This is a genomic window from Sediminicoccus sp. BL-A-41-H5 (genome assembly GCF_050632405.1).
Lineage (GTDB): Bacteria > Pseudomonadota > Alphaproteobacteria > Acetobacterales > Acetobacteraceae > Roseococcus.
In genome coordinates this window covers 2,337,780-2,362,534 of the sequence record NZ_CP192601.1, presented here as the reverse complement: position 1 = coordinate 2,362,534, position 24,755 = coordinate 2,337,780, and the positions used below count along the sequence as shown (strand labels likewise).

Below are 24,755 nucleotides of genomic sequence, written 5' to 3'. Positions count from 1 at the left end.
TATAGCAAGGCCGGCGCCGCATGCCTCCCGGCCCTCCCGCGCCGGAGCACCCTCCCCAACCCCTTCGGCCGCACAGCGGCCGGCGCCGCCCATCCGCCCTGATGGCCCAGCGCGCCTCTCGGGCGGCGAAGCCAAGCCGCCGGCGGCGGCGCCCGGCGCCTGAGGGCGGCAAAAAAGCTTTTTCCCAACGAAAAAAGCAGGCTCCCGGGGGGGGAGAGCCTGCTCAAGAGGGATGCCCGCGGTTGGGGGGTAGTCGGCGGGTTCATCCCGGATCGGCCGGCCTTGTTCCCAGGCCTGGCCAGGCTGGCCCCGGCGGCCAGCCCCAAGTCACTCGGTATTCGGCTCGATCGGCCCGCCGGTTAGCCTTGCGGGCTCACCCCTGGGCCGGCATCTCCACCGCCACGAAGGCGCTGCGCCCTTCGCGCAGGATCCGCAACGCGATGGCCGCACCCGGGTTGCGCGCCGCCTCGCGGATCGCACCCACCGTGGCCTGCACGTCGGACACGTCGCGGCCGGCGACGCCCACGATCACGTCGCCCTCGCGCAGGCCGGCCTCGGCCGCCGGGCTGTCCGGGCGGATGCCCGCCACCACCGCGCCCGCCGCATTGGCCGGCAGGTTCAGCTGCTGGCGCGCCTGGGGGGTGATGGGGGCGAGCGCCACGCCCACCGGGCCACCGCGGCTCTCGGCCGCCGCGGCCGGCTTGCCGGAGGCGGCCTGGCCGTCCCGCAGCTCGGCCAGCGTCACGCGGACCTCCTGCGCCGTGCCGTCACGCTGCACCGAGAGCTTCACCTCGCTGCCCGGCCGGGCCTCGCCGATCAGGCGCGCCAGGTCCCGCGGGTTGGTCACCGCCGCGTCCCCCACCTTCGTCACCACGTCGCCGGGGCGCAGGCCGCCCTGGGCCGCCGGGCTCTCCGCCTCGACCTGCCCGACCAGCGCGCCTTCCGGCTTCGCAAGCCGCAGCGAGCGCGCCAGGGCGGGCGTCAGCGGCTGCGTGGAAGCGCCCAGAAAGCCACGCTCCACCCGTCCATTGGCCTGGATCTGGGCCACCACCTGGCGGACCATGTTGGACGGGATGGCGAAGCCGATGCCGACCGAGCCGCCGGAGGGCGAGAAGATCGCCGTGTTCACGCCGATCACGCTGCCATCCAGGCCGAAGAGCGGGCCGCCGGAGTTGCCGCTGTTGATGGGCGCGTCGATCTGGATGAAGTCGTCATAGGGGCCGACGCCGATGTCACGGCCGCGCGCCGAGACGATGCCCGCCGTCACCGTGCCACCCAGGCCGAAGGGGTTGCCCACGGCCACCACCCAGTCACCCGGGCGGGCGGCGTTGCTGTCGCCCAGCGCGAGGAAGGGCAGGGGCTGGCCGGCGTCGATCTTCAGCACGGCGATGTCGGTCCGCTCGTCACGGCCCACCACGCGGGCGTTCAGCTCGCGGCCGTCATCCAGCTTCACCTTCACGCTGCTGGCGTTGCGGACGACGTGGTTGTTGGTGATGACCGTGCCGTCCTGGCTCACGATGAAGCCCGAGCCGAGCGCATTGGCGGGGCGCTGCTGCGGCTGGCCGCGCATGCCGGGCTGCTCGCCGAAATGGCGGCGGAAGAGCTGGTCCTGCTCGCTGCCGGGCGGGAAGGGCGAGTTGGTGCTGGCCTGGGTCACGCGCTCGGTCGTCGTGATGGTGACGACGGCGGGGCGGACGCGGGCGGCGAGATCGGCGAAGCCGGGCAGCGCCACGGCGGGCTGGCTGATGGCGGGCACGCTGATCGCGCCGTTCTGGGCGCTGGCGGGGTGGCCCTGCCAGAGGATCATGCCGCTCAGCGCGGTGCCGGCCATGAGGGCGCCGGCGAGGCCGGCACGCAGGCGGCGGGTGTTGATCGGGCTCTTCATGGTGGTCTCCATTTCAGGCGCGGGGCGGAGGCCCCGCCGACGGAGGGAAACTGCCCGGCCGACGCTGGAGGCATTCGGGAAAGAGTGTGACAAGATTGTCAGAGTTCTTTGCCCTCAGGCGCCGGGCGCGATTTTTGCCGCCCTCAGGCGCCGAGCGCGCGCTCCGCGCGCTTGGCTTCGCCGCGCGTCGGTTGCACCGGGCCCACCGCGCGGTTGGGCGGCGCCGGCCGCTTTGCGGCTGGATTCTTCCTGGTTCGTGATGGCTTTGTTCGTCTGGCGCTAGCTCGTGGGCCGCAGGTCCAGCACGGCGCGCAGCCCTTTTCCTGCCGCGCCCGCTTCCAGCCGCAGCGTGCCCCCATGCGCCTTGGCGGCGGCGGAAACGAGCGCCAAGCCAAGCCCCGTGCCCGGTGTGGAGCGGCTGCGGTCCAGGCGGTGGAACCGGCGTGTCACGGCTTCGCGTTCGGCCTCCGGAATGCCCGGCCCGTCATCCTCCACCTCGATCACCGGGCCGGGCCTCAGGCGCAGCGTGATGCTGGGGCCGCCATGGGTGATGGCGTTCTCGATGAGGTTCACCACCGCCTGGCGCAGCAGCCCCGCATCGCCGGCCACGCTCACCCCCGGCGCGATCTCGCGCCTGAGGTTGCGCCCGGCCTCCTCGGCCACCGCTTCCATCACCTCGGCGCATTCGTTCAGCAGGGTTGAGAGATCCACACTCGAGAATCCCTCGCGCAGCACGCCGCTTTCGGCGCGGGCGATGCGCAGCAGCGCGGCGAAGCTCGCCAGCACGGAATCCAGCTCCTCCAGCGCGCGCTCCATCATCGCCGTGTCGCGGTCGGGATCGCGTGGCGAAGCGAGCGCGCCCTCCAGCAATTGACGCAGGCGCGAGAGCGGGCTGCGCAGATCATGCGCGATGTCGTCCGTCACCTGGCGCTGCGCCTGCATCAGCGCCTCGATGCGGCCGAGCAGCGCGTTGAAGGTGGCGGTCAGCCGGTCGAACTCATCGCCGCGCCCCGAGAGGGGCAGGCGGCGCGTCAGGTCGCCCTCCATGACGCCGAGTGCGGCGGTGCGCGCGCCGGCCAGCCGCTGCTCCATCCGCCCCGCCGCGATGAAGCCCAGCAGCAGCGCCACCACGGCGGCGACGCCGCCCGCGATCGGCGGGGTCCAGGCGAGCGCCGAGGCCGCGCGGTCCACCGGCGTCAGGTCGGCGGCCACCAGGAGCGTGGCGCCGCCGGGCAGGTTGCCGCCCAGCACGCGCAGGCTCGGCCGCTCGCCCGTGCCGGGGAGGTTGGCGAAGCCGCGCAAGGCGGGCAGGGCCTCCGGGATGCGGCCGGCGATGGGGCGGCCATCGGGCGCCAGCAGCACGACGAAGAGTGGCCCCCGCCGGCGCGTATAGGCCTCGACGGCCAGCGCCAGGCCGCGCAGGCCGAACTCCTCATATTCGCGCAGGAAGCCATCCGCCTCGGCGGCCAGGGCGAGGTCGAGCTGCTGGCGCAACGCCGCCTCCGCCCGCAGCCAGCCCCAGCCCGAACCCAGCAGCGACAGCACCAGCATGACCACGGCCGAGGCGGTGGCCGCGCGCAGCGCAAAGCTGCTCTTGCGAATCACGGCTCTGGCGCCTGCAAGGCGTAGCCCGCGCCGCGCACGGTGCGGATCATCGGCGCCTCGCCCGGCAGGTCGAGCTTGCGGCGCAGGCGGCTGACATGCACGTCCACCACATTGGTGGTGGGGTCGAAGCTGAAATCCCAGACCTTCTCCAGCAGCATGGTGCGCGTCACCACCTGGCCGGCATGGCGCAGCAGATATTCCAGCAGGCGCCATTCCGTGGGCATGAGGTCGAGCTTGCGTGCGCCGCGTGTCGCCACCCGCGTCAGCAGGTCCATCTTCAACTCGCCCAGCGTCAGCACCGATTGCTCGGCCGGCGGGCCGGCCGGGCGGCGCGCCAGCGCGCGGATGCGCGCGCGCAATTCGGCGAAGGCGAAGGGCTTGGCGAGGTAGTCATCCGCCCCCGCCTCCAGCCCCTCCACGCGCTTCTCCACCTCGCCGAGTGCGGTCAGCACCAGGATGGGCGTCGTGATCTCCGCCATGCGCAGCGCGCGGATGATGGAAAGCCCATCCGGACCGGGGAGCATGCGGTCCGTCACGATGATGTCGAAGGGCTCGCCCATCGCGAGGAAGAGGCCGTCGCGGCCATTGGCCGCGTGGTCCACCACATGCCCCTCCTCGCGCAGGCCCTTGGCGATATAGGCCGCGGTGCTCTCGTCATCCTCGATGAGGAGGATCCGCACGCGAGATCAGCTCAGCATCTGGCCGCCATCCACCACGATGGTGTGCCCCGTGACCCAGCCCGCGAGCGGCGAGGCGAGGAAGAGCACGACGTTGGCGACTTCCTCCGGCTTGCCCATGCGGCCGAAGAGAATCGAGGCCAGCGTCTTGTTGTAGAGGGCGGGATTCTCGGTCTTGCGCTTCTCCCAGCTGCCGCCGGGGAATTCGATGGAGCCGGGGGCCACGCCGTTCACGCGGATGCCGTCGGGCGCGTAGGTCGCGGCCTGGGACTGCGTGTAGTTGATCAGCAGCGCCTTCACGGCGGCATAGGCCGGGCCGCGCACCGAAGGCCCGAAGCCTGAGATGGAGGAGAGGTTGATGATGTTGCCGCGGCTTTCCTTCAGCGCAGGCAGGGCGGCGGCGGTGGCGCGGAAGGTGGCCAGCACGTCCACGTTCAGCGCCGCGGCCCAGCCTTCCTCGGTGTCGGTCATGCCGAAGCCGCTCGCGTTGTTCACCAGCACGTCGCAGCCGCCGAGCGCCTGGATGGCCTCCGCGATGTAGCGCTTCACCGCCGCGCCATCGCCCAGGTCGCAGCTCGCGGCATGGGCTTTGGCGCCCAGTTCGGCCTTGGTGGCGGCCAGCGCCTCGGCGCCGCGCGCGCAGATGGAGACGGCGGCGCCCGCTTGGGCAAAGCCCAGCGCCACGCTGCGGCCGATGCCCTTGCTGCCGCCACAGACGATGACGCGCTTGCCGGTGAAGTCGAAGCTCATGCGGGTTTTCCTTGAACAGCTGCCGGACGGTTCCGGCGGAGACGGGTGAGGCCGTAGGCGAGCGCGATCCCGACCGCGAGGATCGCGATGCCCACCAGCGGGCGGTAGAACAGCCAGGCGATGGCGATGGTGGCCGGCGCCAGGATGAGGGTGAGCACGGCCGCCAGCAAGCCGGTGCCGAAGCCCACGATGCTGCCGATGAAGGGGATCACGTCGGCCAGCACCTTCAGCGGGTTGAAGATGATCAGGAAGCCCAGGAACATCACCACCGTGCCGACCAGGCGCAGGATCCAGGTGAGCGTCACATTGTCCGCCTCGGCCTGCTGGAACATGGCGGCCGCCGGCACGCGGCCGGGCTCGATCATGAAGAGCCGGTCGCCCGCGCGCGTGGCATAGGGGCCGAAGCCATCCCCCACCTGCGCGCCGATGACGGAGAGCGCATCGGGCCGCGCCACCAGCCAGGTGATGCGCAGATCGCCCACGCGCGGGTTCTGCGGGTCCTGCCCGATATAGCGCCCGCCATCCGCATTCCCGCCCGGCACGGCGAGGGAGGTTGTGGCCGGGATCTGGTTCACCTGCGCGTCGGAGATGCGAAAGCCGCCCAGCATCGCCCGCTCGGCGTTGAAGGCGCGCGTCTGGTAGCGCGGCTCGGGATTCTGGTGGCCGTCGGGCTGGCGGAAACGGCTGGAATCGATGCGCCCCTCGGCCCAGACGCGGCGGTAGCTGTAGGTCGTCACCGTCTCCTGTCCGCCGCCCACGCGGGTGCGCGTCTCGCTGCTCGTCTGCTCCTGCCACTGGTACATCTCGACGCGGCGCAGGAGGCGCAGCGTGCCCGGTTCTGGCGTCACGTTGAGATCGGCATCGCGTGGCGCGCCCGTCACGCTGACCGCACCCGCGACATGGACGAGGCGCCCTTCCAAGGCGGGGTCCGGCCGCTCGGGCGAGGCGGATTGCACGAGCCCCGCGCCCTCGGCCAGTGAGCGCGCCGTCTGCACCGCGCGGCCCTCGTTCCAGAAGAGCAGGAAGCCCGCCACCGGCAGCAGGATCAGCCCGACCAGGATGCCCATGAAGGCGCTGCCCAGGCGCTGGAACCAGGATTGCGAGGTGGTCTCGGTGAAGCTGTCGCCGCCGAAGGACGGGCCATCATCGCCTGAACTGCCGGACATCGCGTCTCCCCTCGCGCCACCATGGGAAACAAGACGGCATATGCCGGCTTTGTCCAGCCTTGACCGCGCGCGGCAGGCGGGCCATCGCCCCCGCATGGCCGCCCCTCCGCTTCTCCTGCTCGATGGCATCCGATTCACGCTGGGCAATGCCCCGCTGCTGACCGGCGCCGGCCTCTCCGTCTCGCCGGGGGAACGCCTCGCCCTGGTGGGCCGCAATGGCAGCGGCAAATCCACCCTGCTGCGCATCGCCGCCGGCGAGCTGGAGCCCGAGGGCGGCACGCGCTTCCTCCAGCCCGGCGCTACGCTGCGCTATCTGCCGCAGGAGCCCGACCTTTCCGGCCACGCGACGGTGGAGGATTACGTGATGTCGGGCCTCGGCCCGGCCGATGATCCGCACCGCGCCCGCGCCCTGCTGGAGGGGCTCGGCCTGACGGGGCAGGAGGGCACCGCGCGCCTTTCGGGCGGCGAGGCGCGCCGCGCGGCGCTGGCCCGCGCCCTGGCCCCGCAGCCCGACATCCTGCTGCTGGACGAGCCCACCAACCATCTCGACCTCCCCGCCATCGAATGGCTGGAGGCGGAGTTGGCCAGCCTGCGCGGCGCGCTGGTGCTGATCAGCCATGACCGGCGCTTCCTCTCCCGCCTCTCGCGCGCCACGCTCTGGCTGGATCGGGGCATGACGCGGCGGGTGGATCGCGGCTTCGGCGAGTTCGAGGCCTGGCGCGAGGAGCAGCTCGAACTGGAGGAGCAGGCGGCGCACAAGCTCGGCCGCCAGATCGCCCGCGAGGAGCATTGGCTGCGCCACGGCGTCTCCGCCCGGCGCAAGCGAAACATGCGGCGCGTCGGCGAGCTGCACGCGCTGCGCCAGGCCCGGCGGGACCGCATCAAGCCCACCGGCACGGTGCAGATGCAGGCGGCCGAGGCCAGCGCCTCCGGCCAGCTCGTCATCACCGCCGAGGGCGTGAACAAATCCTGGGGCGAGCGGCATGTGGTGCGGGATTTCGCCACCCGCATCATCAAGGGGGACCGCATCGGCATCGTCGGCGCCAATGGCGCGGGCAAGACGACGCTGCTGAACATCCTGACCGGCGCGCTCAAGCCGGATGCGGGCACGGTGAAGCTCGGCAGCAACATCGCCATGGCGACGCTGGATCAGCTGCGCGCGGCGCTCGACCCGAACCGCACGCTGGCGGACACGCTGACCGAGGGGCGGGGCGACCAGGTCTGGGTCGGCGGCAAGCCGCGCCACGTCATCGGCTACATGCAGGATTTCCTGTTCATCCCGGACCAGGCGCGGACGCCGGTCGGCAAGCTGTCCGGTGGGGAACGGGGCCGCCTGCTGCTGGCCCGCGCGCTGGCCGCCCCCTCCAACCTGCTGGTGCTGGACGAGCCGACCAACGACCTCGACCTCGAGACGCTGGACCTCCTGGAGGAGATGCTGGCCGATTACGCCGGCACCGTGCTGCTGGTCAGCCATGACCGCGATTTCCTCGACCGCGTCTGCACCGGCATCATCATGTCCGAGGGGGATGGGCGCTGGCAGGACTATGCCGGCGGCTACAGCGACATGCTGGCCCAGCGCGGCGAGGGCGTCACGGCGCGCAGCGTGGCGAAGCCGGCGCGCGAGGCCCCAGCGCCCCGGCCGGCCGCCAGCGCGCCCCCCGTGCCCGCGAAAAAGATGAGCTTCAAGGATCAGCACGCGCTGGCCACCCTGCCGGCCACCATGGAGAAGCTGCAGAAGGAGATCGGCGTGCTGCGGAACTGGCTGGCCGACCCCGAGCTCTATGCGCGCGACCCCAAGGGGTTCACCCAACGCACCGCCGCTCTCGCCGAGCGTGAAGCGGCGCTGGCCGCCGCCGAGGAGGAGTGGCTGCGCCTCGAAATGCTGCGCGAGGAGCTGGAAGGCTGAACGCGGAACGGGCGGCCCCCTTTCGGAGCGCCGCCCGTCCTTTTCACTGCCCGGCGTGGCGCGTCAGGAACGCCCGCCACGGCTGGCCTCGCCGCCCTTCCGGCCGGCTTCCGAGGCGCGGTCGCGGTCCTGGGCGAAATTGCCCGAGCCGCCGCGCTGGCCGCTCTCGCCGCCGCCACCGCCGCTGCCACCGGCATCACGGCCACGGCCGCCATGGCTTGCCTCGCCGCCCTTGCGCCCGGCCTCGGCGGCCAGCTCATGGTCGCGCGAGAAGCTGCGATCCTCGGGGGCGACGGCCTTGCCGCCCTTGCGGCCCGCCTCGGCGGCGAGTTCGGGGTCCTTCGAGAAGCTGCGATCCTCGGGCGCAACGCTCTGCCCGCCCTTGGAGGCGATCTCCTGCTGCCTCTTCTCGTCCATCGCGGCGAAGCCACGCTCGCTGCGGCCCTGCTTCTGCTTGTCTGACATGTGCTCGGTTCCCTGATGATTGGGTCTCTCGCCCCACCGGGGTGGTTGCGAGCCGGTAGAACCGCGCCGAAAGCCGAAGGTTACTTGGCTTGACTTCTTAAATCGAAGTCACTGGCAGGGGTAATTCTTGCCGCCTGTAACCTTTCCTCCGCCTATGGGTTCATTGCCTGCATCCAGCAGGAGCAAGATGATGGCGAAGTCCCCCAGCCAGCCCCCAGGACCGGCGCCCGACGCGCCCCCGGCGCCCGCCAGCCCGCATCGCTTGCAGAAGCCCGATGAGCGGAAGGAGGGCGGCCCCGATTTCGGCAAGGCGGAAGGCCAGGCGGAGAAGCAGCACCGTGACGCCGCGGCGGGCGGCCAGGAGCAGCATCCCCGCCTGCGCCGCAAGCCGGGCCGCGCGCCGTGAGCGGCGCCGGCGGGGCCGAAAGACAGTTTCACCGCCGCGTCTTCGCCACGACGGATCGGGCCAGCCTCGTTGAGAGACCGATTCACCGCCGCGCCTTCGCCACGACGGATCGGGCCAGCCTCGCTGAGAGACCGATTCACCGCCGCGTCTTCGCCGCGACGGATCGGGCTCTACTCCTCCAGCATATGTCCGAAGCGTTCGGCCTTGGTGGCGAGGTAGCGGTCATTCACGCCATTGCCGGCGAAGGCGTGCTGCTCGCGCGTCACCACCTCGATCCCGCAGGCGGTGAGGCCGGCCAGCTTGTCCGGGTTGTTGGTCAGCAGCCGCACGCGCGGCACTTCCAGCAGGCGCAGCATGGTGGCGGCGACCAGGAAGTTGCGCTCATCCGCGCCGTAGCCGAGCGCACGATTGGCATCCAGCGTGTCCAGCCCCTGGTCCTGCAGCGTATAGGCGCGCAGCTTGTTGACCAGGCCGATGCCGCGCCCCTCCTGCGCCAGATAGAGCAGGATGCCCGCGCCATCCTCGGCCATGCGGCGCAGCGCGCCCTTCAACTGCGGGCCGCAATCGCAGCGCAGCGAGCCGAGCAGGTCGCCCGTGAAGCATTCGGAATGCAGCCGCGCCAGCGGCGCGCCGCCCTGCGCCAGCACCGCCTCGGGCTCGCCCACCAGCATGGCCAGGTGCTCGATCCCGCCATCGGCGGCGCGGAAGGCCACGATGCGCGTCTCCGGCGCGTCTTCCAGCGGCACCCGCGCCTCGCCCACCCGGCGCAGCGAGGTGGCGGCGGAAGCCGGATAGGCCTGCACTTCGCTGGCCGTGACGCGGAGCAGCCCGGGCGCCTCCGCCGTGGCGGGCAGCGGGCAGGCCACCAGCGCGGGCAGCAGCCGGCCGAGCTTTGCCAGCGCGAGCGCGGGGGCGGCGAGCGCGGGCAGGGCGGCGCGCTCCAGCGCCTGGCCATCGCCCAGCAGCAATTCGGCGGTCGGGTCGGCGAAGGCGCGCAGCCGCTCGGGCGCCGTCAGTCCGGCCGGCAGGCGCAGCGCCACCGCGCCCTCATCCGGGGCGTTCAGCGGCACCGGGCGCTGCAGCACCGCCGCAGCCCGCACCGGGGAGAGCAGCAGAACCGGCGCGGCGCCCGAGAGCGCGGCCATTTCGGCCAGGCCCTGGGCGCCCACGGTCTCCGCCGCGGCCACCAGCAGGCCCGCGCCCTCGCCCTGGATGAGGACGGGCGTGCCGCGCCGCAGCTCGGAGACCGCGCGATGCACGGCGCGCAGTGCGACGGTCTCGGCCGAGGGCGGCCGCGGGGCCGCGAGGCCGGAAGGAAGAAGAGCGGTGTTTCGCATTCAGCGTTTATCCTGCATCGCGCCAAGTCTGCGCTTGCCAATCTACGGTGGAATGTGGCGATTGGATGCCAACTGGCAGGGGGGCGCCACGAAACTTTCTTAACCCCCCGGCCATGCCTAAGGTTGCGCGTCGCGTTTCCCCCGCCCGACGGGAGGTGCTACGCTGTTCAGGAACCGTTCAAGTGATGGCCCCGCCATGCCTGGCAATCGCCGGATCCTTCTGCTGACCGAGGACGCGACCCTGGCCGCCCTCCTGCCGCAGCGGCTGGAGCAGGAATCCGCCAGCGGCCGGCGTTTCGACGTGGAGGCGATCGCCCCCGAGGCGGGGCTGGCCCAGCTCGCCGAGGCCGCGGGCCGCATTGACGCCACCCTGCTGGACGCCGCCGCCGGCCCGGGCCCCGCCCATTGGGGCCCGCCGCTGCGGGCGGCGGGCGGTGGCCGCCCCGTCCTGCTGCTGGGCGGCGAGGCCGAGGCCCCGCTTCCCGAGGGCATCACCGAACGCATCGCCAAGCCGGTCCGCGCGCCGGAGCTGCTGGCCCGGCTGCACGCCGTGCTGGCCACCTTCGAAGCCTCGCCCGAGGCGGCCATCGCGCTCGCCGGCTATGCCTTCCACCCCGCCGCCAAGCTGCTGGAGGGCAAGGGTGGCACCCGCATCCGCCTGACCGAGAAGGAAGCCGCCATCCTGCTCTACCTGCACCGGGCGGGCGGGCGCCCCGTGCCGCGCGCCGAATTGCTGGGCGAGGTCTGGGGCTATTCCAACGCCGTCACCACCCACACGCTGGAGACGCATGTCTATCGGCTGCGCCGCAAGATCGAGCCCGATCCCCAGCAGGCCCGCCTGCTGCTGACCGATGAGGGTGGCTACCGCCTCGGCGCCTGATTCAATCCGGCCCGCGATAGGATTCGGTCGCCAACCGCCCCGGCAGGTCGAGCCGCGCCGCCAGCCCGCCCAGGCGGGTGGACCTGTCCAGCGTCAGATGCCCGTCATAGAGCGCCGCCAGGTCCGAGACGATGGCGAGGCCGAGGCCCGATCCCGGCTTGGCCTCGTCCAGCCGCACGCCCCGCATCAGCGCCGCGCCGTCCTCCCCCTCCGGCAGGCCGGGCCCGTCATCCGCCACCTCGATCGTGATCCGTCCCGGACCCGAGGGCGTGACCCGCACCGCCACCTGGCTGTTCCCGTATTTGCAGGCATTCTCCATCAGGTTGCCCAGCATCTCGGTCAGGTCCTGGCTGTCGGCGCGGATCCGGGCGTCGGCCTCCCCCGTCACGCGGATGGTGATGCCGCGCGCGGCGGTCAGCCGGCGCAGGGCGGTGGCCAGCGCCTCGGCGAGCGCCAGCGGCATGCATTCCGCCCCCGCGCTGCCGGCCAGCGCGCCGGCGCGGGCGCGGCGGAGATGGTGCTGCACCAGGCGCTCCAGCGTCGCCGACTGCGCCCGGGCGCCTGGCAGATCCCCGGCGTCGAGCGCGTTGCGCAGCACGGCGATCGGCGTCTTCATCGCATGGGCGAGGTTGCCCACATGGTTGCGCGCGCGGTCCACCGTCGCGCGGTTCTGCTCGATCAGCGCCTCGATCTCGGCCACCAGCGGCGCGATTTCGGAGGGTGCCACCACATCCATGTGCTGCCGACGCCCCTCGCGCACCTCGGCCAGTTCCTCCTGGGTGCGGCGGAGCGGGCGCAACCCCCAGAGCACCAGCAGCGCCACCACGGCGACGAGGCCGGTGCCCAGCAGCGCGAAGGCGAGGATCACATTCTGCCGGAGCGAGGCGATCTCCTCATCCGTGCCCTCGCGCGCGACGGCGACCTGCACGGTGATGGGCACCAGGCCGAAGCGCCCCTCCAGCTGCACATCGCGCTCCAGCAGGCGCAGCCGCTCGCCGCGCGGCCCTTCCACGTCGCGCGCGCGCACGCCCTCGGGCTCGCGCAGCGGTGGCAGCAGCCGCGAATCCCAGAGCGAGCGGGATGTGGCCTGGCTGCCGCCCGGCCCCGTGATCTGCCAGTAATGGCCGGAGAGGGGGCGCTCGAACTCCGGATCGGTGAGGGGGCGGGTCAGGATCGGCCCGGCCGAGGGGTCGAAGGCCGCGCCGGCCACCACGGCGTCGAGCAGGCTGCCCAGCCGCGCATCGGCCGTGGTCTCGATCTGCCGCTGGTCGGTCTGCACCACGAACCAGCCCATCAGGCCGAGCCCGCTCGCCACCCAGAGGGTGGTCAGCAGCAGCAGCCTCCGGGTGAGGGACTTCAATCGGCCCCGGCGCCGGCGGCCGGCGAGGCGGGAATCAGGCGGTAGCCCTGGCCGCGCACCGTCTCGATCAGCTGATCCCCGAGCTTGCGGCGGAGGCGGGCGACGATGACCTCCAGCGTGTTGGAATCGCGGTCGAAATCCTGGGCATACAGATGCTCGGTCAGCTCGGTCTTGGAGATCGGCCGGCCGGCATGCAGCGCGAGATAGGCGAGCATGCCGTATTCCAGCGCCGTCAGCCGCACCGCCTGCCCCTGGCGCGAAACGGCGCGGGCGGCGGTATCGAGCCGAACCTCGCCGAAGACCAGCTCGGTCTTCGCGACGCCGTTGGAGCGGCGGATCAGCGCATTCAGCCGGGCCACCAGCTCCGCCATGGCGAAGGGCTTGGCCAGGTAGTCGTCGGCACCCGCATTCAGCCCCTCGACCTTTTCGGTCCAGGAATCGCGGGCGGTGAGGATGAGCACGGGCATGGCACGCTCCGCCGCGCGCCAGCGGCGCAGCACGGTCAGGCCATCCACCCGCGGCAGGCCCAGATCGAGTACGACGGCGTCATAGGGCTCGGTTTCGCCGAGGTAGAAGGCCTCCTCGCCATCCATCGCGCCATCCACCGCGAAGCCCGCCTCGGTCAGGCCGGTGCGGAGCTGCTGGTGCAGTTCGGGGCTGTCTTCGACGATCAGGAGGCGCATGGGGCGGAAGATGCGCGGCGGCGGGGCTGGCGTCCAGCAGCGTTCAGGAAGGGCGTCAGCGCAAGGGCTGCCGGGGCTGCGCCTCGCCGGGCACGCGCTCCTGCACCGGGCCGCGCGAACGGACCAGCGCGCCCGTGGCGGCGTCGAGTTCGACGATGAAGATGCGCCCGTTCGGCGGCAGGATCTTCAGCTCATAGAGCCATTGCGTGTCGTCGCGCTCCAGGTCGGCCTCGATGACGCGGCCGCGGAAGCGGCGCTCCACCTCGGCCAGCAGGTCGGAGAGGGGGCGGATCTGCCCGGCTTCCAGCGCGGCGCGGGCCCGCTCATGGTCCCGCCGCTCCTGCGCCGAGGCCTGGGCCGGGACGCCCATCGCCATCGGCGCCAGCACGAGAAGAAGCAGGAGGGAGCGGAAAATCATGCCCGCCACCCTTGGGAGGCGCTGCCTGAATGAAGGCTGAATCATGGCATCAGGGGCGGTTCAGGATGCGAGGCATACAAATGCTCTACCTTGGGTTGTCCAGGCGGCACGAACACCGCCCGAGGCACCACCAGGGCCAGGGGTTACAGTGTTGTCAGCGGTGTCCACGGTGTGGGCGGCAAGGGTTCGGAGTGGGTCATGATGCTCAGCAGTTTCGCGCATATCTCGCCACATCTCCTGGGCCTTTTCATGCTCGCCCTGGCCTGCGTGCCCCTCGTCTTCGTCGTGCAGGACCGCAAGCGCCGCGCCGTGGAACAGAAGCGCATGGCGCAGCTGCGGCGTGAGGCGCGGCTCACGGCGGAACTGCATGGCCGCGGGCCGCAGAAGCCGCTCGTCGAGGGCTGGGTGAGCCAGGCGCCGCGCTGAGCGCCTGGGCCCGGGGCCGGCCTCAGAGAATCCGGCAGGCCTCGTCGAACTCCAGGCGCGGGCCGCGCTCGAAGATGCCGGCCGGGTCGCCATGGCCGAGATTGACCAGGAAGTTCGACTTCCACCCCGTATCGGCGAAGAACAGGTCATCCACCTTCATGTTGTCGAAGCCGCTCATCGGCCCGACATCCAGGCCGAGTGAACGCGCGGCCAGCATCAGATAGGCGCCCTGCAAGGTGCCGTTGCGCATCGCCGTCGTATCCGCGAGCGACCAGTTGCCGGCGAACCAGCTTCGCGCATCCGCGTGGGGAAACAGCTTGGGCAGCTGGTCGTAGAACTTGGGGTCATGCGCCACGATCACCGTCACCGGCGCCGTCATCGTCTTCTCGACATTGCCGGGCGAGAGCGCCTCCTTCAGCTTGGCCTTCGCCGAATCGCTCGTCAGGAAGGCGAAGCGCGCGGGCGAGGAATTCGCGCTGGTCGGGCCCCATTTCAGCAGGTCGTAGAGGGCGCGGAGCGTCTCCTCCGCCACCGGCCTGTCCTGCCACTTGTTCTGCGTGCGGGCCGTGCGGAAGAGCTGGTCCAGCGCGGTCTCGTTCAGCGCCTCGGCCATTTACGCCTCGACCTGCTCGACGCCCATCACCTCGGGCACGTAGTGGCGCAGCATGTTCTCCACGCCATGCTTCAGCGTGGCGCGCGAGGAGGGGCAGCCCGAACAGGCGCCCTGCATCTTCAGCTTCACGATGCCGTCGCGGAAGCCGCGGAAGACGATGTCCCCTCCATCGCCGGCCACCGCCGGGCGGACGCGCTGGTCCAGCAGCTCCTTGATCTGGGCCACCGCCTCGGCATCGGCGGGGTCGAAATCCTCGGCCGCATCCTCGCCCACGCCCTCGATCACGGGCAGCTCGGCCAGGAAATGCTCCATCACCGCGCCCAGCACCTGCGGACGCAGCGCCTGCCATTCCGTCGTGTCGAACTTCGTGACGGTGATGAAATCCGCGCCGAAGAACACCCGCGCCACGCCTTCCAGCGCCAGCAGGCGCGTGGCCAGCGGCGAACGCGAGGCGTCATCGCCTACCACGAAATCGGCTGTGCCCGCCGTGCCCATCACGTCGCGGCCGGGCAGGAATTTCAGCGTGGCGGGGTTGGGCGTGCTTTCGGTCTCGATGAACATGGCGTGTTCCTGGGCGGGTTCCTGGGGCGGGAAATTTTTGACAGGACCTATGTGGTCCTGTTTGCAACCCCGTGCAAGCTGGAGATCTGGCACGAGGCTTGCCCCTTCCGGGGGGCAGACCCGCCCCCGGAGCCCGCGATGCAAGACCCGATCCGCCTGGCCTTCCGCCCCGCCGGCAGCCTCAGCGTCCCCCCGCCCCCCGACCGCGGGCCGGAACTCGGCCCCGACGAGGCCATCCCCATCCCGGGCGAGATGACCTTCGACGAATTCCTCGAAGGGTTGAACCCCCTGCACCATGTGCCGGGGGTGGGCATGATCTACCGGGCCGCCACCGGCACCGAGATCCACCCCACCATGCGCGCCCTCGGCGCCGGCCTCACCGGAGGCGCGCTCGGCATGGCGCTCGCCGGCGTGATGTCCGCCATCGAGATGACCCAGCCGCTCGCGCGCATCCGCGCGGCGCTGAACAATGAACCCGATCCGCTGACGCTGGCCCGCCACCCCGCCAACCCCATGGACGTGGCCCAGGCCTACCAGCGCTGGTCCACCCTCGCGAACCCCACCCAGCTCGCCGCCGCCACCAGCGCCGCCCGCGCGACAGGGTGAGGGCGCGCCTTGGGGAGGACGCTGTCCTCCCCCAACCCCTCCCGCCGAGGGCCCACTCTCGACGGGTCCAGGGAGCTCTGCTCCCTGGCGGTGAGGGTCTGGGAGAGGCAGCGCCTCTCCCAGACCGCCAACCTTACCCGCGTGCGCCGAAGATGGCGGAGCCGACGCGGACATGGGTGGCGCCGTGCCGGATGGCGGTTTCGAAATCGCCGCTCATGCCCATGGAGAGGGTGGTCAGGCCGTGGCGGGCGGCGATGGTGGCGAGCAGGTCGAAATGCGGCGCGGGGTCGTCCTCGGCGGGGGGGATGCACATCAGGCCGGCGACGGGCAGGGCGTGCGTCTGGCGGCACAGCGTGATGAAGGCGTCCGCCTCGTCCGGCAGGATGCCGGCCTTCTGCGGTTCGGCGCCGGTGTTCACCTGGATGAGGAGGTCCGGCCGGCGCCCTTCCTTCTGCATGGCCTCGGCGAGCGCGAGGGCGAGCTTCGGGCGGTCCAGGGTCTCGATCACATCGGCCAGGCGCACGGCGTCGCGCGCCTTGTTGGTCTGCAAGGGCCCGATGATGTGCAGCCGCAGATCGGGATGCGCCGCGCGGAGCTGGGGGAATTTGGCGGCCGCCTCCTGCACGCGGTTCTCGCCGAAGACGCGCTGCCCGGCGGCGAGCGCGGCCTCGACCGCCTCGACCGGATTGGTCTTGGACACGGCGACGAGCCGTGCCGCGCCGGGCGGGCGCCCTGCGGCGGCGGTGGCGGCCTCGATTCGGGCGCGGATTCGGGTCAGGTTGGCGGCGATGTTGTCGAGCATGCGCCATAGAATAGGGAGAGCCCGCCGCGGCGCCATCCCGCCCCGCTGCCCGGCGGTCTGGTTGCTGAGCGACCCCGCGCGCCTGCCGGACCCGTCGCCGCTGCTGGCCGGCCTGCCCCGGGGGGCGGCGGTGCTGCTGCGGGGGGTGGCACCGGAGGTGGCGGCGCGGGTGGCGCGCTTGTGCCGGCAGCGGGGGGTGCTGCCGCTGGTCTCGGGCGAGGGCCGGCTGGCCCTGCGAATCGGCGCGGGCCTGCATGTGCCGGACCGCGCGCCAACGCATGGACTACTCGCCTTCTTGTCGAGCCGGCGGGGCGCGCTGCTCTCGGCGGCGGTGCATGGCCGGGCCGGCGTCGCGCGGGCCCGGCGGATCGGGGCGGATGCGGTGCTCGTCTCGCCCGTGTTTCCGACGGCCAGCCACCCTGGGGCGCCGACCCTGGGGCCCTTGCGCTGGGCGGCCCTGGCGCGCGCGGCGGGGCGGCCGGCGGTGGCGCTGGGGGGCATGTCGGCCCGGGCGATGCGGCGGCTGCCGCGCGGGTTGGCGGCCGGCTGGGCCGGGATCGGAGTGTGGAGGGTTGTGTCTTGCGGGACACAGTGTCTCAGGGAAGTCGCGTTTGGCCGTTAATGGCGGTTGCCGGGCCGCAATGCGCCAACGCATAGTCGGCCCCGGACCCAGTGATCATTGGGTTGTGGGGGTATTGCCGGTTTCGGTCGGTTCCTTTGCAACCCGGAGGGTTACGGCCTCTTCCAGAGATGGAGGGGGAGGGTCAGGGGAACCAGCCGGCTCCGGCCGGCACGTGAGGAGAGTAAAACATGCGCAAGATTTTGCTGGGCACGACGGCAGTCGTCTCGGCGGTCGTGGGCGCTGCCGTTATGGCACCCCAGGCCTCCGCTCAGGAAGCGCCGACCGTTCGTCTCGGTGGCTTCTTCCGGGCCTACTACGGCTATTCGAACCAGACCAGCCAGCAGTCCCAGTCCACGACGGGCCAGCTGAACAATGGTTCGTCCTCGGGCCTGCCGACCAATGTCGGTTCCGGCACGCAGAACGTTCCGCCCGACGGCGTGAACAACGCCCGCATCGGCAAGAACGACATCTCGACCGACGCCGGCATCGACGTCATCGTGAACGGCAAGCTGGCCAACGGCCTGACCTACGGCGCCCAGATCTCGCTGAACAGCAGCGGTCTCGAAGGGCGTCAGGTCGTCGGTGGTCGTTCGTCCGCCGGCAAGACCACGGTCGCCGTTGACGAGATGTACGCCTTCATCGCCCACCCGCGCTTCGGTCAGGTTCGCTTCGGTGACGAAGACGGCGTCATGGGCGGCCTGATGAACTCGGGCTGGGTGCAGGGCTTCGGCACGGGTGGCGTGCACGGCTCCTGGGAGTCCTTCGTGACCCGCCAGGCCGGTGGCCGCACGACGACCGCTCCGGGTGGTCTGGGTGACAACTCCAAGATCGTCTACATGACGCCGCAGTGGGCCGGTTTCGACTTCGGTGCGTCCTTCGCTCCGAACGCGAACATCGGTGAGGACGTCGGCTGCCCGAACAACGCCAACTCCGGCTACTGCGACCGCGCCTATGCCTTCACCGGCGCCCGCAACTTCGGCATCTACGCCGCCGGCCCCGAGCAGGCTGCTCGCCGCAACGAGTGGCAGCTGGCCGCCCGTTGGCGCGGTAACGTCGGTGGCGTCGGCATCGCCGGCACCGTCGGCTACATCGGCGCCGGCGCGGCCCGCGACATGACCACGGGTGGCCAGCAGGCCCGCGTGTTCAACAACATGAACATCTGGCAGGCGGGCCTTCAGGCCAGCTACGCCGGCTTCACGGTTGGCGCGGCCTACACCTACGGCGACTACAACTTCTTCTGGGGCAACACCACGCGTGGTGACCGTCCCGGCGAGCAGCTGGTCGTTGGTGGTCAGTACGTCGTCGGCCCCGTCACGGTGGGTGCGAACTTCGTGACCGGCCTGTTCGAGGGCGGCACGCGCACGACCTTCACCGAGAATGCCTCCGGCACGGCCTTCAACCTGACCTCGAACGCCTATCCGGCGAACGTGAACACCAGCACCAACGCCGCGATGATGCGTCGCTGGGGTATGGGTGCGGGTGCGAACTACCGTCTGGCCCCCGGCATGGACCTGATCGCCGAGTACATCTACTACTCCGTGCGTGAGCAGGGCCGTGACCTGGACCCGAACCGCCAGGGCATCCAGAGCCGCGCGTTCAGCAACGTCTTCCTGACGGGCGTGCGCCTGGCCTTCTGAGCCAGACTCACCGCGTCACAGAACGTGACCTGGGAGGGGGCGACGGGACATCCCGTCGCCCCTTTTCTTTTGACTTCCGCTCCAGTAAGTCATCCGGCCATGACCAAGATCGCACGCCCGATTCTCCCGCTCTGCCTCGGTCTCGCCCTGCTGGCCGGTTGCTCCGGCGGGCGCCAGGTCGGCAATGAGGAATACGGCACGGACAACCGGCGCGAGCTCGCGCTCCGTCAGACCGGCGCTGCCACGGATTCGGGTCTCGTCGTCTTCGGCGTGGACCGCTCGCGCCAGGCGCGGGAAGCGGCGGCAGGCGCCGGCGCTGGGATGACGGTGAACGCCTTCCTCTGGCGCGCCACGCTCGACACGCTCTCCTTCATGCCGCTCGCCAGCGCCGACCCCTTCGGCGGCGTGATCATCACCGACTGGTATTCGCCGCCCCAGGCCGAGGGCGAGCGCTTCAAGGCGACGGCCTATGTCATCGGCCGGCAGCTCCGTTCGGATGGTGTGCGCGTGCAGGTCTTCCGCCAGGTGCAGCGCGGCAACCAGTGGGTGGATGCCCCGGCCTCGACGGCCACGAATTCGGAAATGGAGGACCGCGTCCTCGCCCGCGCGCGCGAGCTGCGCAGCCAGTCCGCCGGGCGCTGAGCCTCATGGGGCCGGGGTCTCAGCCCCCCGGTCGGCGGCCAGCTTTTCGATGATCTGAAGCATCTTCAGGATCTCCTGCTCGCGCAGCGCGTCGATCTTCGCGTGCAGCGCCTCGATCTCCAGCTCCGCCTTCACATTGATCCGATAGTCGAATTCCGCGTGCCGCCGGTCGAGCTCGGAGGCGCGGTTCTGGCTCATCATGATGATGGGCGCCGTATAGGCCGCCTGGAAGGACAGCACGAGGTTCAGCAGGATGAAGGGATAGGGATCCCACCGCTCGATGAAGGCGGTGATGTTGAGCCCGATCCAGACCAGCAGCAGCGCCGACTGGATCAGGATGAAGCGCCAGGAACCGACATTGCGCGCCACCAAGTCCGCGACGCGCTGGCCGAATCCCCGCGGCGGTGGGATGAGGCTGCGCGCCGGGCGCTCGGCCCGCAACGCGCGCAGCATCGACTCTTCCTCGGGGGTGATCTCGAAGCGCGGCATGGGCGGCCTCCTGGCATCCTGCCAGGATAACGCCGCCCACCGTCGCGCGAAGGCCCTGCGCCCAGAGCATGATGCGTTGAGGCGGAATCGCCGAAACGCTGGATCATCCTCTCAGCAAAACCTGGAGCGAGCGAAGTGAACGCATGTGAACGCAGCACGCTCCAGGCGCAGGGCCGGGAGGCTCAGAGGGCGCCGAGAACCGTCTCGGCCTTGCTGACTTCGAAGGCGCCCGGCTCTTCCACGGCGACATGCGTCACCACGCCGTTCTTCGCGACCAGCGCGAAGCGCTGGCAGCGCATGCCGAGGCCGCGGGCCGTGAGGTCGAATTCCAGGCCCATCGCCTGGGTGAAGGCGGCACTGCCATCGGCCAGCATGGCGACGCTGCCGATCGCGTTCTGGTCCTTGCCCCAGGCGCCCATCACGAAGACGTCGTTCACCGCCATGCAGGCGATGGCGTCCACGCCCTTCGCCTTGAACTCGGCAGCGTGGTTCACGAAGCCGGGCAGGTGCTTGGCCGAGCAGGTCGGCGTGAAGGCGCCGGGCACGCCGAAGAGGACGACGGTCTTGCCGCCGAAGAACTCCTCGGTCGTCACTTCCTGCGGGCCATCGGCCGTGGCCTGCATGAGCTTGGCCGAGGGGATCTTGTCGCCGACCTTGATCGTCATGGGGGGGTGCCTCCAAAAGGGGTTTTGCGGAACGTCGTTTAGGCGGTTCCGGCGAGGGTGTCACGCTTGCGATGGCGGGCTGGTCGCCCCACATCCTGCACATGTCCCCTCGTGAAGCCACATCGGGGCGGCCGGGCGGTGCGCCCAAGGCCAGCCCCCTCGCAGGGCAGTTGCTCATCGCGATGCCCCACATGCAGGACCCCAACTTCGCCGGGAGTCTCATCCTGCTCTGCGCCCATTCGCCGGACGGCGCGATGGGCCTGATCCTCAACCAGCCCATCCCCAAGCTGAGCTTCGAGGGGCTGCTGCGGCAGATCGGCGTGGAGCCGCTGCCGCCCGCGCGCAGCATCCGCCTCGTCAATGGCGGCCCGGTCGAGGAGGGGCGCGGCTTCGTGCTGCACAGCGTCGATTGGCGCGCCCAGGGCTCGATGGAGGTGACGGGTGAAGTCGCCCTGACCGCGAGCCTCGACGTGCTGCAGGCCATCGCCAGCGGCGGCGGGCCGCGCCAAGGCTTGCTGGCGCTCGGCTATGCCGGCTGGGGCGCCGGGCAGCTCGAGCAGGAGATCGCGCGGAATGACTGGCTGCATGTCGACCCGGATGAGGACCTCATCTTCGGGGGCGCGGATGAGACGCGCTGGCGCCGCGCACTGGCCAAGCTGAAGGTGGACCCGCTGCTGCTCTCTGGCGCCGCCGGGCACGGTTGACGCCCTATCTGTAGAAGCGCGCCAGCCGCTCCGGTGGGACGCCGGCGAAATACAGGCTGAGCGTGGCCAGGTTGCGCGCCGAGCGCCGCCACCAGCCATCCCGCCGCCATCGCAGGGCGGAGGTGACGGCGCGGGCTGGCATTTCCGCGAGCCGAGCGCGGCCAAGGCGGCGGACCAGGGCCACATCCTCCATGAGCGGAATCGGCTGGTAGCCGCCCACCGCGTCGTACAGCGCCCGGCTGATCAGCAGCCCCTGGTCGCCATAGGGCAGGCCGAGGCGGCGGCAGCGCCAGGCCACGGCCGCCTCCAGCCGCCTGGCCTGGGGTGACGGGTCATCCAGGGCGAAGCGGAAGAAATGCGCCAAGTCCGGCCGCGCGAGGGCGGCCTGCACCGCCGCCTCCCAGCCGGGTTCCAGCCGCGTGTCGGCATGCAGGAAGAGCAGCCAGTCGCCCTGGGCCAGCGCCGCCCCCGCCGCGAGCTGCGTGCCGCGCCCGCGCGGTGCCTGGATGAGGCGCGCGCCGTGCGGCTGGGCGACGCCATCCGTGCTGCCGCCATCGGCCAGGATCACCTCGCCGAGGCCCTTGAGCTGTTCCAGCAGGGGGGGCAGCAGATGGGCCGCGTTCAGCACCGGGATGACCACGGAAATCCGTTCCACTTTCCCTTTTTGTTCTTGACACCCATCCGGCATTTCCGCACCTTCCGCCGTGAACATTAAGGGAACTTGGCTATGCCCGATGGTGGCGGACATTCCTGGGTCCATAAAGGGCTTTCGCCCCAGCGCGGCCGCGCGGCGCTCTCCAACCCCACCCCGCGCTTCGAGCGCCAGCTGGCCGAGGCCTTCGATGATGGCTGGGGCAGCCTGACCGAAGACATGCCGAGCCTGAGGACGACGCTGACCCGCGAGGCGGCGAAGTCGGCCCTCACCTATAATGACAGCCCCGATCTCGGCTTTGACCGCTCCATCAATCCCTATCGCGGCTGCGAGCATGGCTGCGTCTATTGCTATGCCCGGCCGAGCCACGCGTATCTGGGCCTCTCGCCCGGCCTGGATTTCGAGACGCGGCTGCTGTTCAAGCCCGACCTGCCGGAAATCCTGGAGCGCGAGCTCTCCCGCCCCGGCTATCAGCCGCGCCCGGTGGCGCTGGGCGCCAACACCGATCCCTATCAGCCGGTTGAGCGCGAGCAGGGGCTGACCCGCCGCGTGCTGGAGGTGCTGGAGCGCTTCGGCCACCCGGTGACGATCGTCACCAAATCGGCCGGCGTGCTGCGCGATGCCGATATCCTGGCGCGGATGGCGCAGCGCAACCTGGTGCGGGTCTGCATCTCCATCACCACACTGGACCCGAAGCTGGCCCGGGCGATGGAGCCCCGCGCGGCGAGCCCGCTGCGGCGCCTGGAGGCGGTGCGCGCGCTGGCGGCGCAGGGCATTCCGGTGGCGGTGCTGGCCGCGCCGATGATCCCGGGCATCAACGATGCCGAGCTGGAGCGCATCCTGGAGGCCAGCGCCCATGCCGGCGCCAGCAGCGCGGGCTACGTCCTGCTGCGCCTGCCCCTGGAGGTGCGCCAGATCTTCGAGGAATGGCTGAACGCCCACTACCCCGAGCGTGCGGCCCGGGTGCTGGCCCTGGTGCGGCAGACGCGCGGCGGCAAGCTCTATGACACCCGCTTCGGGCAGCGCCAGACCGGCGAGGGCGCCTATGCCGAGCTGCTGGCCCGGCGCTTCGACGTGGCGCTGCGCCGCCTGGGCCTCGACCGGCGGGAAGGGGGCACGAGCCGCCTGGATTGCACCCAGTTCAATCACCGGGCGGCGTCGCGGCAGCTGGAATTGCTGTGAGGGCGTGAAGCCCGGGGGGCGGGGAGGCGCGCATCCCCGCCCCGCCTGGAGCATGATGCGCCGAGGCGGTGAATCATGCTCCCAGCCAAGGCCAGACCGCGCGGCGTGAATGCGGCACGGCCCGGACCGGACCGGACCGTATTCAGCCCTTGGGGCGGGACGGCGCCACCCAGGTGACGGTGCGATCATCCTCGCCGCCGAGCAGGACGGGCACGCGCCCATCCTTCCGGATCTGGGCGAAGCCGGCGCCGTCATGCGAGACCGCGAGGCGGCCCTCCTCCTCGACGGTGATCCGGACGCCGCCGCCGCCCAGGATGTTGTTCAGCGGACCCGGTCCGTACTCCACGCGATAATCATCGGCGCTGCCGACGATGCGGGGGTAGCTGTTCTGACCCGCGTGCTGGGCCTCGTTCTGGGCCAGGGCGGGCGTCGCCAGGGCGACCAGAAGGGCAGCGGACAGGATGGCGTTCAACGAAGTCTTCACGGTTTCTTGTCTTTCGATCACTGGCGTGGCCCCCATGGCCTCCGCCGACCCCCCGCAGATGTGTGCGGGCGCGGCTGCGAAGGATTCCGGATGCGTGTTCATGGGGTATGCATTCATGCATGTCTTGAACATCAAGGCCGCTAACCCAAGCATGGGTGCATGTCCGAAGCCGATCGCCAGCCCGACTGGGCGGAGCTGCGCGCCCTTGTCGCGGTGATGCGCCATGGCAGCCTTTCCGCCGCCGCCCGTCATCTGGGCCTGACCCAACCCACGCTGGGCCGCCAGATCCGCGCCCTGGAACGCCGCGTGGGAGAGGCCTTGTTCGACCGGCTGCCGAGCGGCCTGCGCCCCACCCAGCGCGCCCTCGCCCTCTTCGAACCCGCCAACGCGCTGGATGAGGCGGCGGCCAAGCTCGCCGCCGCCCTGGCCCGGCCGCCCGACGCCGCCACCGGGACCGTCCGCATCACCGCCTCGGAAGGCTTCGCCGCCCGGGTGCTGGCACCCATCCTCACGGGATTGGCCGAGGCTCATCCCGGCATCGAGATCGAGCTCTCGGCCACCAACGAGGTCGAGAATCTCCTGCGGCGGGATGCCGATATCGCGGTGCGGCACACCCGGCCGGCCCAGCAGGAGCTGATCGCGCAGAGGCTGGGCACGGTGGAGGTGGGGCTCTTCGCCGCACGCGGCTATGTCGCGCGGCACGGCATGCCGCGGGATGTGAGGACCCTGGCCGGGCACCGGCTGATCGGCCCCGACAAGGACCCGCGGGGGCGGCAACTCGCCGAGCGCTGGGGCCTGCCGATGGAGTCCCTTAGCTTTGCCCTGCGCACCGACAGCCTGACCGCTCAGGAGGCGGCGGTGCGCGCGGGATTCGGCATCGGCGTGATGAGCGTGGCCGAAGCCGAGCCTGGCGGGGAATTGCTGCGCGTCTTTCCCGAGACAGCCACCGCGGCCTTTCCCATCTGGCTCGCCGCGCATGCGGATATGCGCCAGTCGCCCCGGCTCCGGGTCGTCTACGACGCCCTTGTCAGCACCTTGCGGGCGCGATTCGGCTGACCGCCCCTCCCCGTGGCGCTCCCCTGTCCGGCCCGCCATGGGGGCGATACCGCCCCGGCGCGTCATGTTCTAGGAT

28 protein-coding genes are annotated in these 24,755 nt (G+C 71.2%); 11 read left to right on the top strand and 17 right to left on the bottom strand.

Annotated features, from left to right (window positions below):
• Positions 1–373 precede the first annotated feature (373 nt).
• The 5 genes from ACQ860_RS11575 to ACQ860_RS11555 form a co-directional block, all read right to left on the bottom strand.
• A complete protein-coding gene (locus ACQ860_RS11575) occupies positions 374–1,885 on the bottom strand; it encodes a Do family serine endopeptidase (protein WP_431303513.1) in 1,512 nt (503 codons plus the stop codon).
• Between the two features lie 279 nt (positions 1,886–2,164).
• Positions 2,165–3,490, bottom strand: coding sequence for an ATP-binding protein (locus tag ACQ860_RS11570; RefSeq protein WP_431303512.1), 1,326 nt, complete (start codon positions 3,488–3,490; stop codon positions 2,165–2,167).
• Positions 3,487–4,170 (bottom strand): winged helix-turn-helix domain-containing protein, encoded by a 684-nt coding sequence (locus tag ACQ860_RS11565; protein ID WP_431303511.1) that lies wholly within the window; start codon positions 4,168–4,170, stop codon positions 3,487–3,489. The genes ACQ860_RS11570 and ACQ860_RS11565 overlap by 4 nt, the downstream gene beginning before the upstream one ends.
• Before the next feature lie 6 nt (positions 4,171–4,176).
• On the bottom strand, positions 4,177–4,917 hold the full coding sequence (locus ACQ860_RS11560; RefSeq protein WP_431303510.1) for an SDR family NAD(P)-dependent oxidoreductase: 741 nt from the start codon (positions 4,915–4,917) through the stop codon (positions 4,177–4,179).
• Positions 4,914–6,083 carry a TMEM43 family protein gene (locus ACQ860_RS11555; RefSeq protein WP_431303509.1) on the bottom strand — a complete coding sequence of 390 codons (1,170 nt, stop codon included), beginning with the start codon at positions 6,081–6,083 and terminating at the stop codon, positions 4,914–4,916. The genes ACQ860_RS11560 and ACQ860_RS11555 overlap by 4 nt, the downstream gene beginning before the upstream one ends.
• A 94-nt stretch (positions 6,084–6,177) precedes the next feature.
• Here ACQ860_RS11555 and ACQ860_RS11550 point away from each other — a divergent pair, with 94 nt between their 5' ends.
• Entirely contained in the window at positions 6,178–7,989 is a 1,812-nt protein-coding gene (locus ACQ860_RS11550) for an ABC-F family ATP-binding cassette domain-containing protein (protein WP_431303508.1), read from the top strand.
• Between the two features lie 63 nt (positions 7,990–8,052).
• Here the strand turns inward: ACQ860_RS11550 and ACQ860_RS11545 are convergent, their stop codons facing one another.
• Positions 8,053–8,454, bottom strand: a complete 402-nt coding sequence (locus tag ACQ860_RS11545; protein WP_431303507.1) for a general stress protein — start codon at positions 8,452–8,454, stop codon at positions 8,053–8,055.
• A 190-nt stretch (positions 8,455–8,644) separates the two neighbouring features.
• On the opposite strand from ACQ860_RS11545, the gene ACQ860_RS11540 reads away from it, so the two are divergent.
• Positions 8,645–8,860, top strand: coding sequence for a hypothetical protein (locus ACQ860_RS11540; protein WP_431303506.1), 216 nt, complete (start codon positions 8,645–8,647; stop codon positions 8,858–8,860).
• A gap of 170 nt (positions 8,861–9,030) precedes the next feature.
• On the opposite strand, the gene ribA is transcribed toward ACQ860_RS11540, so the two are convergent.
• Positions 9,031–10,197, bottom strand: coding sequence for a GTP cyclohydrolase II (ribA, locus tag ACQ860_RS11535; protein WP_431303505.1), 1,167 nt, complete (start codon positions 10,195–10,197; stop codon positions 9,031–9,033).
• Between the two features lie 196 nt (positions 10,198–10,393).
• On the opposite strand from ribA, the gene ACQ860_RS11530 reads away from it, so the two are divergent.
• Positions 10,394–11,077, top strand: coding sequence for a response regulator transcription factor (locus ACQ860_RS11530; RefSeq protein ID WP_431303504.1), 684 nt, complete (start codon positions 10,394–10,396; stop codon positions 11,075–11,077).
• Position 11,078: 1 nt separating this feature from the next.
• Here ACQ860_RS11530 and ACQ860_RS11525 read toward each other — a convergent pair whose 3' ends face one another.
• The 3 genes from ACQ860_RS11525 to ACQ860_RS11515 are packed head-to-tail and all read right to left on the bottom strand — an operon-like array spanning position 11,079 to position 13,538.
• Entirely contained in the window at positions 11,079–12,437 is a 1,359-nt protein-coding gene (locus ACQ860_RS11525) for a sensor histidine kinase (protein WP_431303503.1), read from the bottom strand.
• Positions 12,434–13,120, bottom strand: coding sequence for a response regulator transcription factor (locus tag ACQ860_RS11520; RefSeq protein WP_431303502.1), 687 nt, complete (start codon positions 13,118–13,120; stop codon positions 12,434–12,436). Before ACQ860_RS11520 ends, ACQ860_RS11525 begins: the two co-directional genes overlap by 4 nt.
• Positions 13,121–13,175: 55 nt before the next feature.
• A complete protein-coding gene (locus ACQ860_RS11515; protein ID WP_431303501.1) occupies positions 13,176–13,538 on the bottom strand; it encodes a PepSY domain-containing protein in 363 nt (120 codons plus the stop codon).
• 198 nt (positions 13,539–13,736) lie between these two features.
• Here ACQ860_RS11515 and ACQ860_RS11510 point away from each other — a divergent pair, with 198 nt between their 5' ends.
• Entirely contained in the window at positions 13,737–13,964 is a 228-nt protein-coding gene (locus tag ACQ860_RS11510; RefSeq protein WP_431303500.1) for a hypothetical protein, read from the top strand.
• 22 nt (positions 13,965–13,986) lie between these two features.
• On the opposite strand, the gene ACQ860_RS11505 is transcribed toward ACQ860_RS11510, so the two are convergent.
• Positions 13,987–14,577 (bottom strand): malonic semialdehyde reductase, encoded by a 591-nt coding sequence (locus ACQ860_RS11505; protein WP_431303499.1) that lies wholly within the window; start codon positions 14,575–14,577, stop codon positions 13,987–13,989.
• Positions 14,578–15,138 carry a NifU family protein gene (locus tag ACQ860_RS11500; protein WP_213615342.1) on the bottom strand — a complete coding sequence of 187 codons (561 nt, stop codon included), beginning with the start codon at positions 15,136–15,138 and terminating at the stop codon, positions 14,578–14,580.
• A gap of 138 nt (positions 15,139–15,276) precedes the next feature.
• Between ACQ860_RS11500 and ACQ860_RS11495 the strand changes: the two genes are divergently transcribed.
• Entirely contained in the window at positions 15,277–15,744 is a 468-nt protein-coding gene (locus tag ACQ860_RS11495; protein ID WP_431303498.1) for a hypothetical protein, read from the top strand.
• Positions 15,745–15,877: 133 nt separating this feature from the next.
• Here the strand turns inward: ACQ860_RS11495 and ACQ860_RS11490 are convergent, their stop codons facing one another.
• On the bottom strand, positions 15,878–16,546 hold the full coding sequence (locus ACQ860_RS11490; RefSeq protein ID WP_431303497.1) for a YggS family pyridoxal phosphate-dependent enzyme: 669 nt from the start codon (positions 16,544–16,546) through the stop codon (positions 15,878–15,880).
• A 61-nt stretch (positions 16,547–16,607) separates the two neighbouring features.
• Here ACQ860_RS11490 and ACQ860_RS11485 point away from each other — a divergent pair, with 61 nt between their 5' ends.
• The 3 genes from ACQ860_RS11485 to ACQ860_RS11475 all read left to right on the top strand — a co-directional run bounded on the left by ACQ860_RS11485 (position 16,608) and on the right by ACQ860_RS11475 (position 19,447).
• Positions 16,608–17,168 carry a thiamine phosphate synthase gene (locus ACQ860_RS11485; protein ID WP_431303496.1) on the top strand — a complete coding sequence of 187 codons (561 nt, stop codon included), beginning with the start codon at positions 16,608–16,610 and terminating at the stop codon, positions 17,166–17,168.
• A gap of 188 nt (positions 17,169–17,356) precedes the next feature.
• Positions 17,357–18,805 carry a porin gene (locus ACQ860_RS11480; protein ID WP_431303495.1) on the top strand — a complete coding sequence of 483 codons (1,449 nt, stop codon included), beginning with the start codon at positions 17,357–17,359 and terminating at the stop codon, positions 18,803–18,805.
• A gap of 99 nt (positions 18,806–18,904) precedes the next feature.
• A complete protein-coding gene (locus ACQ860_RS11475) occupies positions 18,905–19,447 on the top strand; it encodes a DUF3576 domain-containing protein (RefSeq protein ID WP_431303494.1) in 543 nt (180 codons plus the stop codon).
• Between the two features lie 3 nt (positions 19,448–19,450).
• Here ACQ860_RS11475 and ACQ860_RS11470 read toward each other — a convergent pair whose 3' ends face one another.
• Both ACQ860_RS11470 and ACQ860_RS11465 read right to left on the bottom strand, forming a co-directional pair.
• Entirely contained in the window at positions 19,451–19,936 is a 486-nt protein-coding gene (locus ACQ860_RS11470) for a DUF1003 domain-containing protein (RefSeq protein ID WP_431303493.1), read from the bottom strand.
• A 182-nt stretch (positions 19,937–20,118) separates the two neighbouring features.
• Entirely contained in the window at positions 20,119–20,601 is a 483-nt protein-coding gene (locus ACQ860_RS11465; protein WP_431303492.1) for a peroxiredoxin, read from the bottom strand.
• Between the two features lie 101 nt (positions 20,602–20,702).
• Between ACQ860_RS11465 and ACQ860_RS11460 the strand changes: the two genes are divergently transcribed.
• Positions 20,703–21,305 carry a YqgE/AlgH family protein gene (locus ACQ860_RS11460; RefSeq protein ID WP_431303491.1) on the top strand — a complete coding sequence of 201 codons (603 nt, stop codon included), beginning with the start codon at positions 20,703–20,705 and terminating at the stop codon, positions 21,303–21,305.
• A gap of 4 nt (positions 21,306–21,309) precedes the next feature.
• Here ACQ860_RS11460 and ACQ860_RS11455 read toward each other — a convergent pair whose 3' ends face one another.
• Positions 21,310–21,960, bottom strand: a complete 651-nt coding sequence (locus tag ACQ860_RS11455; RefSeq protein ID WP_431303490.1) for a TIGR04283 family arsenosugar biosynthesis glycosyltransferase — start codon at positions 21,958–21,960, stop codon at positions 21,310–21,312.
• 72 nt (positions 21,961–22,032) lie between these two features.
• Here ACQ860_RS11455 and ACQ860_RS11450 point away from each other — a divergent pair, with 72 nt between their 5' ends.
• Complete coding sequence (locus ACQ860_RS11450) at positions 22,033–23,139, top strand: PA0069 family radical SAM protein (protein WP_431303489.1); 1,107 nt, start codon at positions 22,033–22,035, stop codon at positions 23,137–23,139.
• 142 nt (positions 23,140–23,281) lie between these two features.
• Here ACQ860_RS11450 and ACQ860_RS11445 read toward each other — a convergent pair whose 3' ends face one another.
• Positions 23,282–23,623 (bottom strand): hypothetical protein, encoded by a 342-nt coding sequence (locus ACQ860_RS11445; protein WP_431303488.1) that lies wholly within the window; start codon positions 23,621–23,623, stop codon positions 23,282–23,284.
• Between the two features lie 159 nt (positions 23,624–23,782).
• On the opposite strand from ACQ860_RS11445, the gene ACQ860_RS11440 reads away from it, so the two are divergent.
• Complete coding sequence (locus tag ACQ860_RS11440) at positions 23,783–24,679, top strand: LysR family transcriptional regulator (protein ID WP_431303487.1); 897 nt, start codon at positions 23,783–23,785, stop codon at positions 24,677–24,679.
• Positions 24,680–24,755 lie beyond the last annotated feature (76 nt).

Coding starts and splice junctions, on each gene's coding strand:
- ACQ860_RS11575 (WP_431303513.1), bottom strand. CDS start 1,885: ATGAAGAGCCCGATCAACACCCGCCGCCTGCGTGCCGGCCTCGCCGGC.
- ACQ860_RS11560 (WP_431303510.1), bottom strand. CDS start 4,917: ATGAGCTTCGACTTCACCGGCAAGCGCGTCATCGTCTGTGGCGGCAGC.
- ACQ860_RS11555 (WP_431303509.1), bottom strand. CDS start 6,083: ATGTCCGGCAGTTCAGGCGATGATGGCCCGTCCTTCGGCGGCGACAGC.
- ACQ860_RS11550 (WP_431303508.1), top strand. CDS start 6,178: ATGGCCGCCCCTCCGCTTCTCCTGCTCGATGGCATCCGATTCACGCTG.
- ACQ860_RS11545 (WP_431303507.1), bottom strand. CDS start 8,454: ATGTCAGACAAGCAGAAGCAGGGCCGCAGCGAGCGTGGCTTCGCCGCG.
- ACQ860_RS11540 (WP_431303506.1), top strand. CDS start 8,645: ATGGCGAAGTCCCCCAGCCAGCCCCCAGGACCGGCGCCCGACGCGCCC.
- ribA (WP_431303505.1), bottom strand. CDS start 10,197: ATGCGAAACACCGCTCTTCTTCCTTCCGGCCTCGCGGCCCCGCGGCCG.
- ACQ860_RS11530 (WP_431303504.1), top strand. CDS start 10,394: ATGCCTGGCAATCGCCGGATCCTTCTGCTGACCGAGGACGCGACCCTG.
- ACQ860_RS11520 (WP_431303502.1), bottom strand. CDS start 13,120: ATGCGCCTCCTGATCGTCGAAGACAGCCCCGAACTGCACCAGCAGCTC.
- ACQ860_RS11515 (WP_431303501.1), bottom strand. CDS start 13,538: ATGATTTTCCGCTCCCTCCTGCTTCTTCTCGTGCTGGCGCCGATGGCG.
- ACQ860_RS11510 (WP_431303500.1), top strand. CDS start 13,737: ATGATGCTCAGCAGTTTCGCGCATATCTCGCCACATCTCCTGGGCCTT.
- ACQ860_RS11505 (WP_431303499.1), bottom strand. CDS start 14,577: ATGGCCGAGGCGCTGAACGAGACCGCGCTGGACCAGCTCTTCCGCACG.
- ACQ860_RS11500 (WP_213615342.1), bottom strand. CDS start 15,138: ATGTTCATCGAGACCGAAAGCACGCCCAACCCCGCCACGCTGAAATTC.
- ACQ860_RS11495 (WP_431303498.1), top strand. CDS start 15,277: ATGCAAGACCCGATCCGCCTGGCCTTCCGCCCCGCCGGCAGCCTCAGC.
- ACQ860_RS11490 (WP_431303497.1), bottom strand. CDS start 16,546: ATGCTCGACAACATCGCCGCCAACCTGACCCGAATCCGCGCCCGAATC.
- ACQ860_RS11480 (WP_431303495.1), top strand. CDS start 17,357: ATGCGCAAGATTTTGCTGGGCACGACGGCAGTCGTCTCGGCGGTCGTG.
- ACQ860_RS11475 (WP_431303494.1), top strand. CDS start 18,905: ATGACCAAGATCGCACGCCCGATTCTCCCGCTCTGCCTCGGTCTCGCC.
- ACQ860_RS11470 (WP_431303493.1), bottom strand. CDS start 19,936: ATGCCGCGCTTCGAGATCACCCCCGAGGAAGAGTCGATGCTGCGCGCG.
- ACQ860_RS11465 (WP_431303492.1), bottom strand. CDS start 20,601: ATGACGATCAAGGTCGGCGACAAGATCCCCTCGGCCAAGCTCATGCAG.
- ACQ860_RS11460 (WP_431303491.1), top strand. CDS start 20,703: ATGTCCCCTCGTGAAGCCACATCGGGGCGGCCGGGCGGTGCGCCCAAG.
- ACQ860_RS11450 (WP_431303489.1), top strand. CDS start 22,033: ATGCCCGATGGTGGCGGACATTCCTGGGTCCATAAAGGGCTTTCGCCC.
- ACQ860_RS11440 (WP_431303487.1), top strand. CDS start 23,783: ATGTCCGAAGCCGATCGCCAGCCCGACTGGGCGGAGCTGCGCGCCCTT.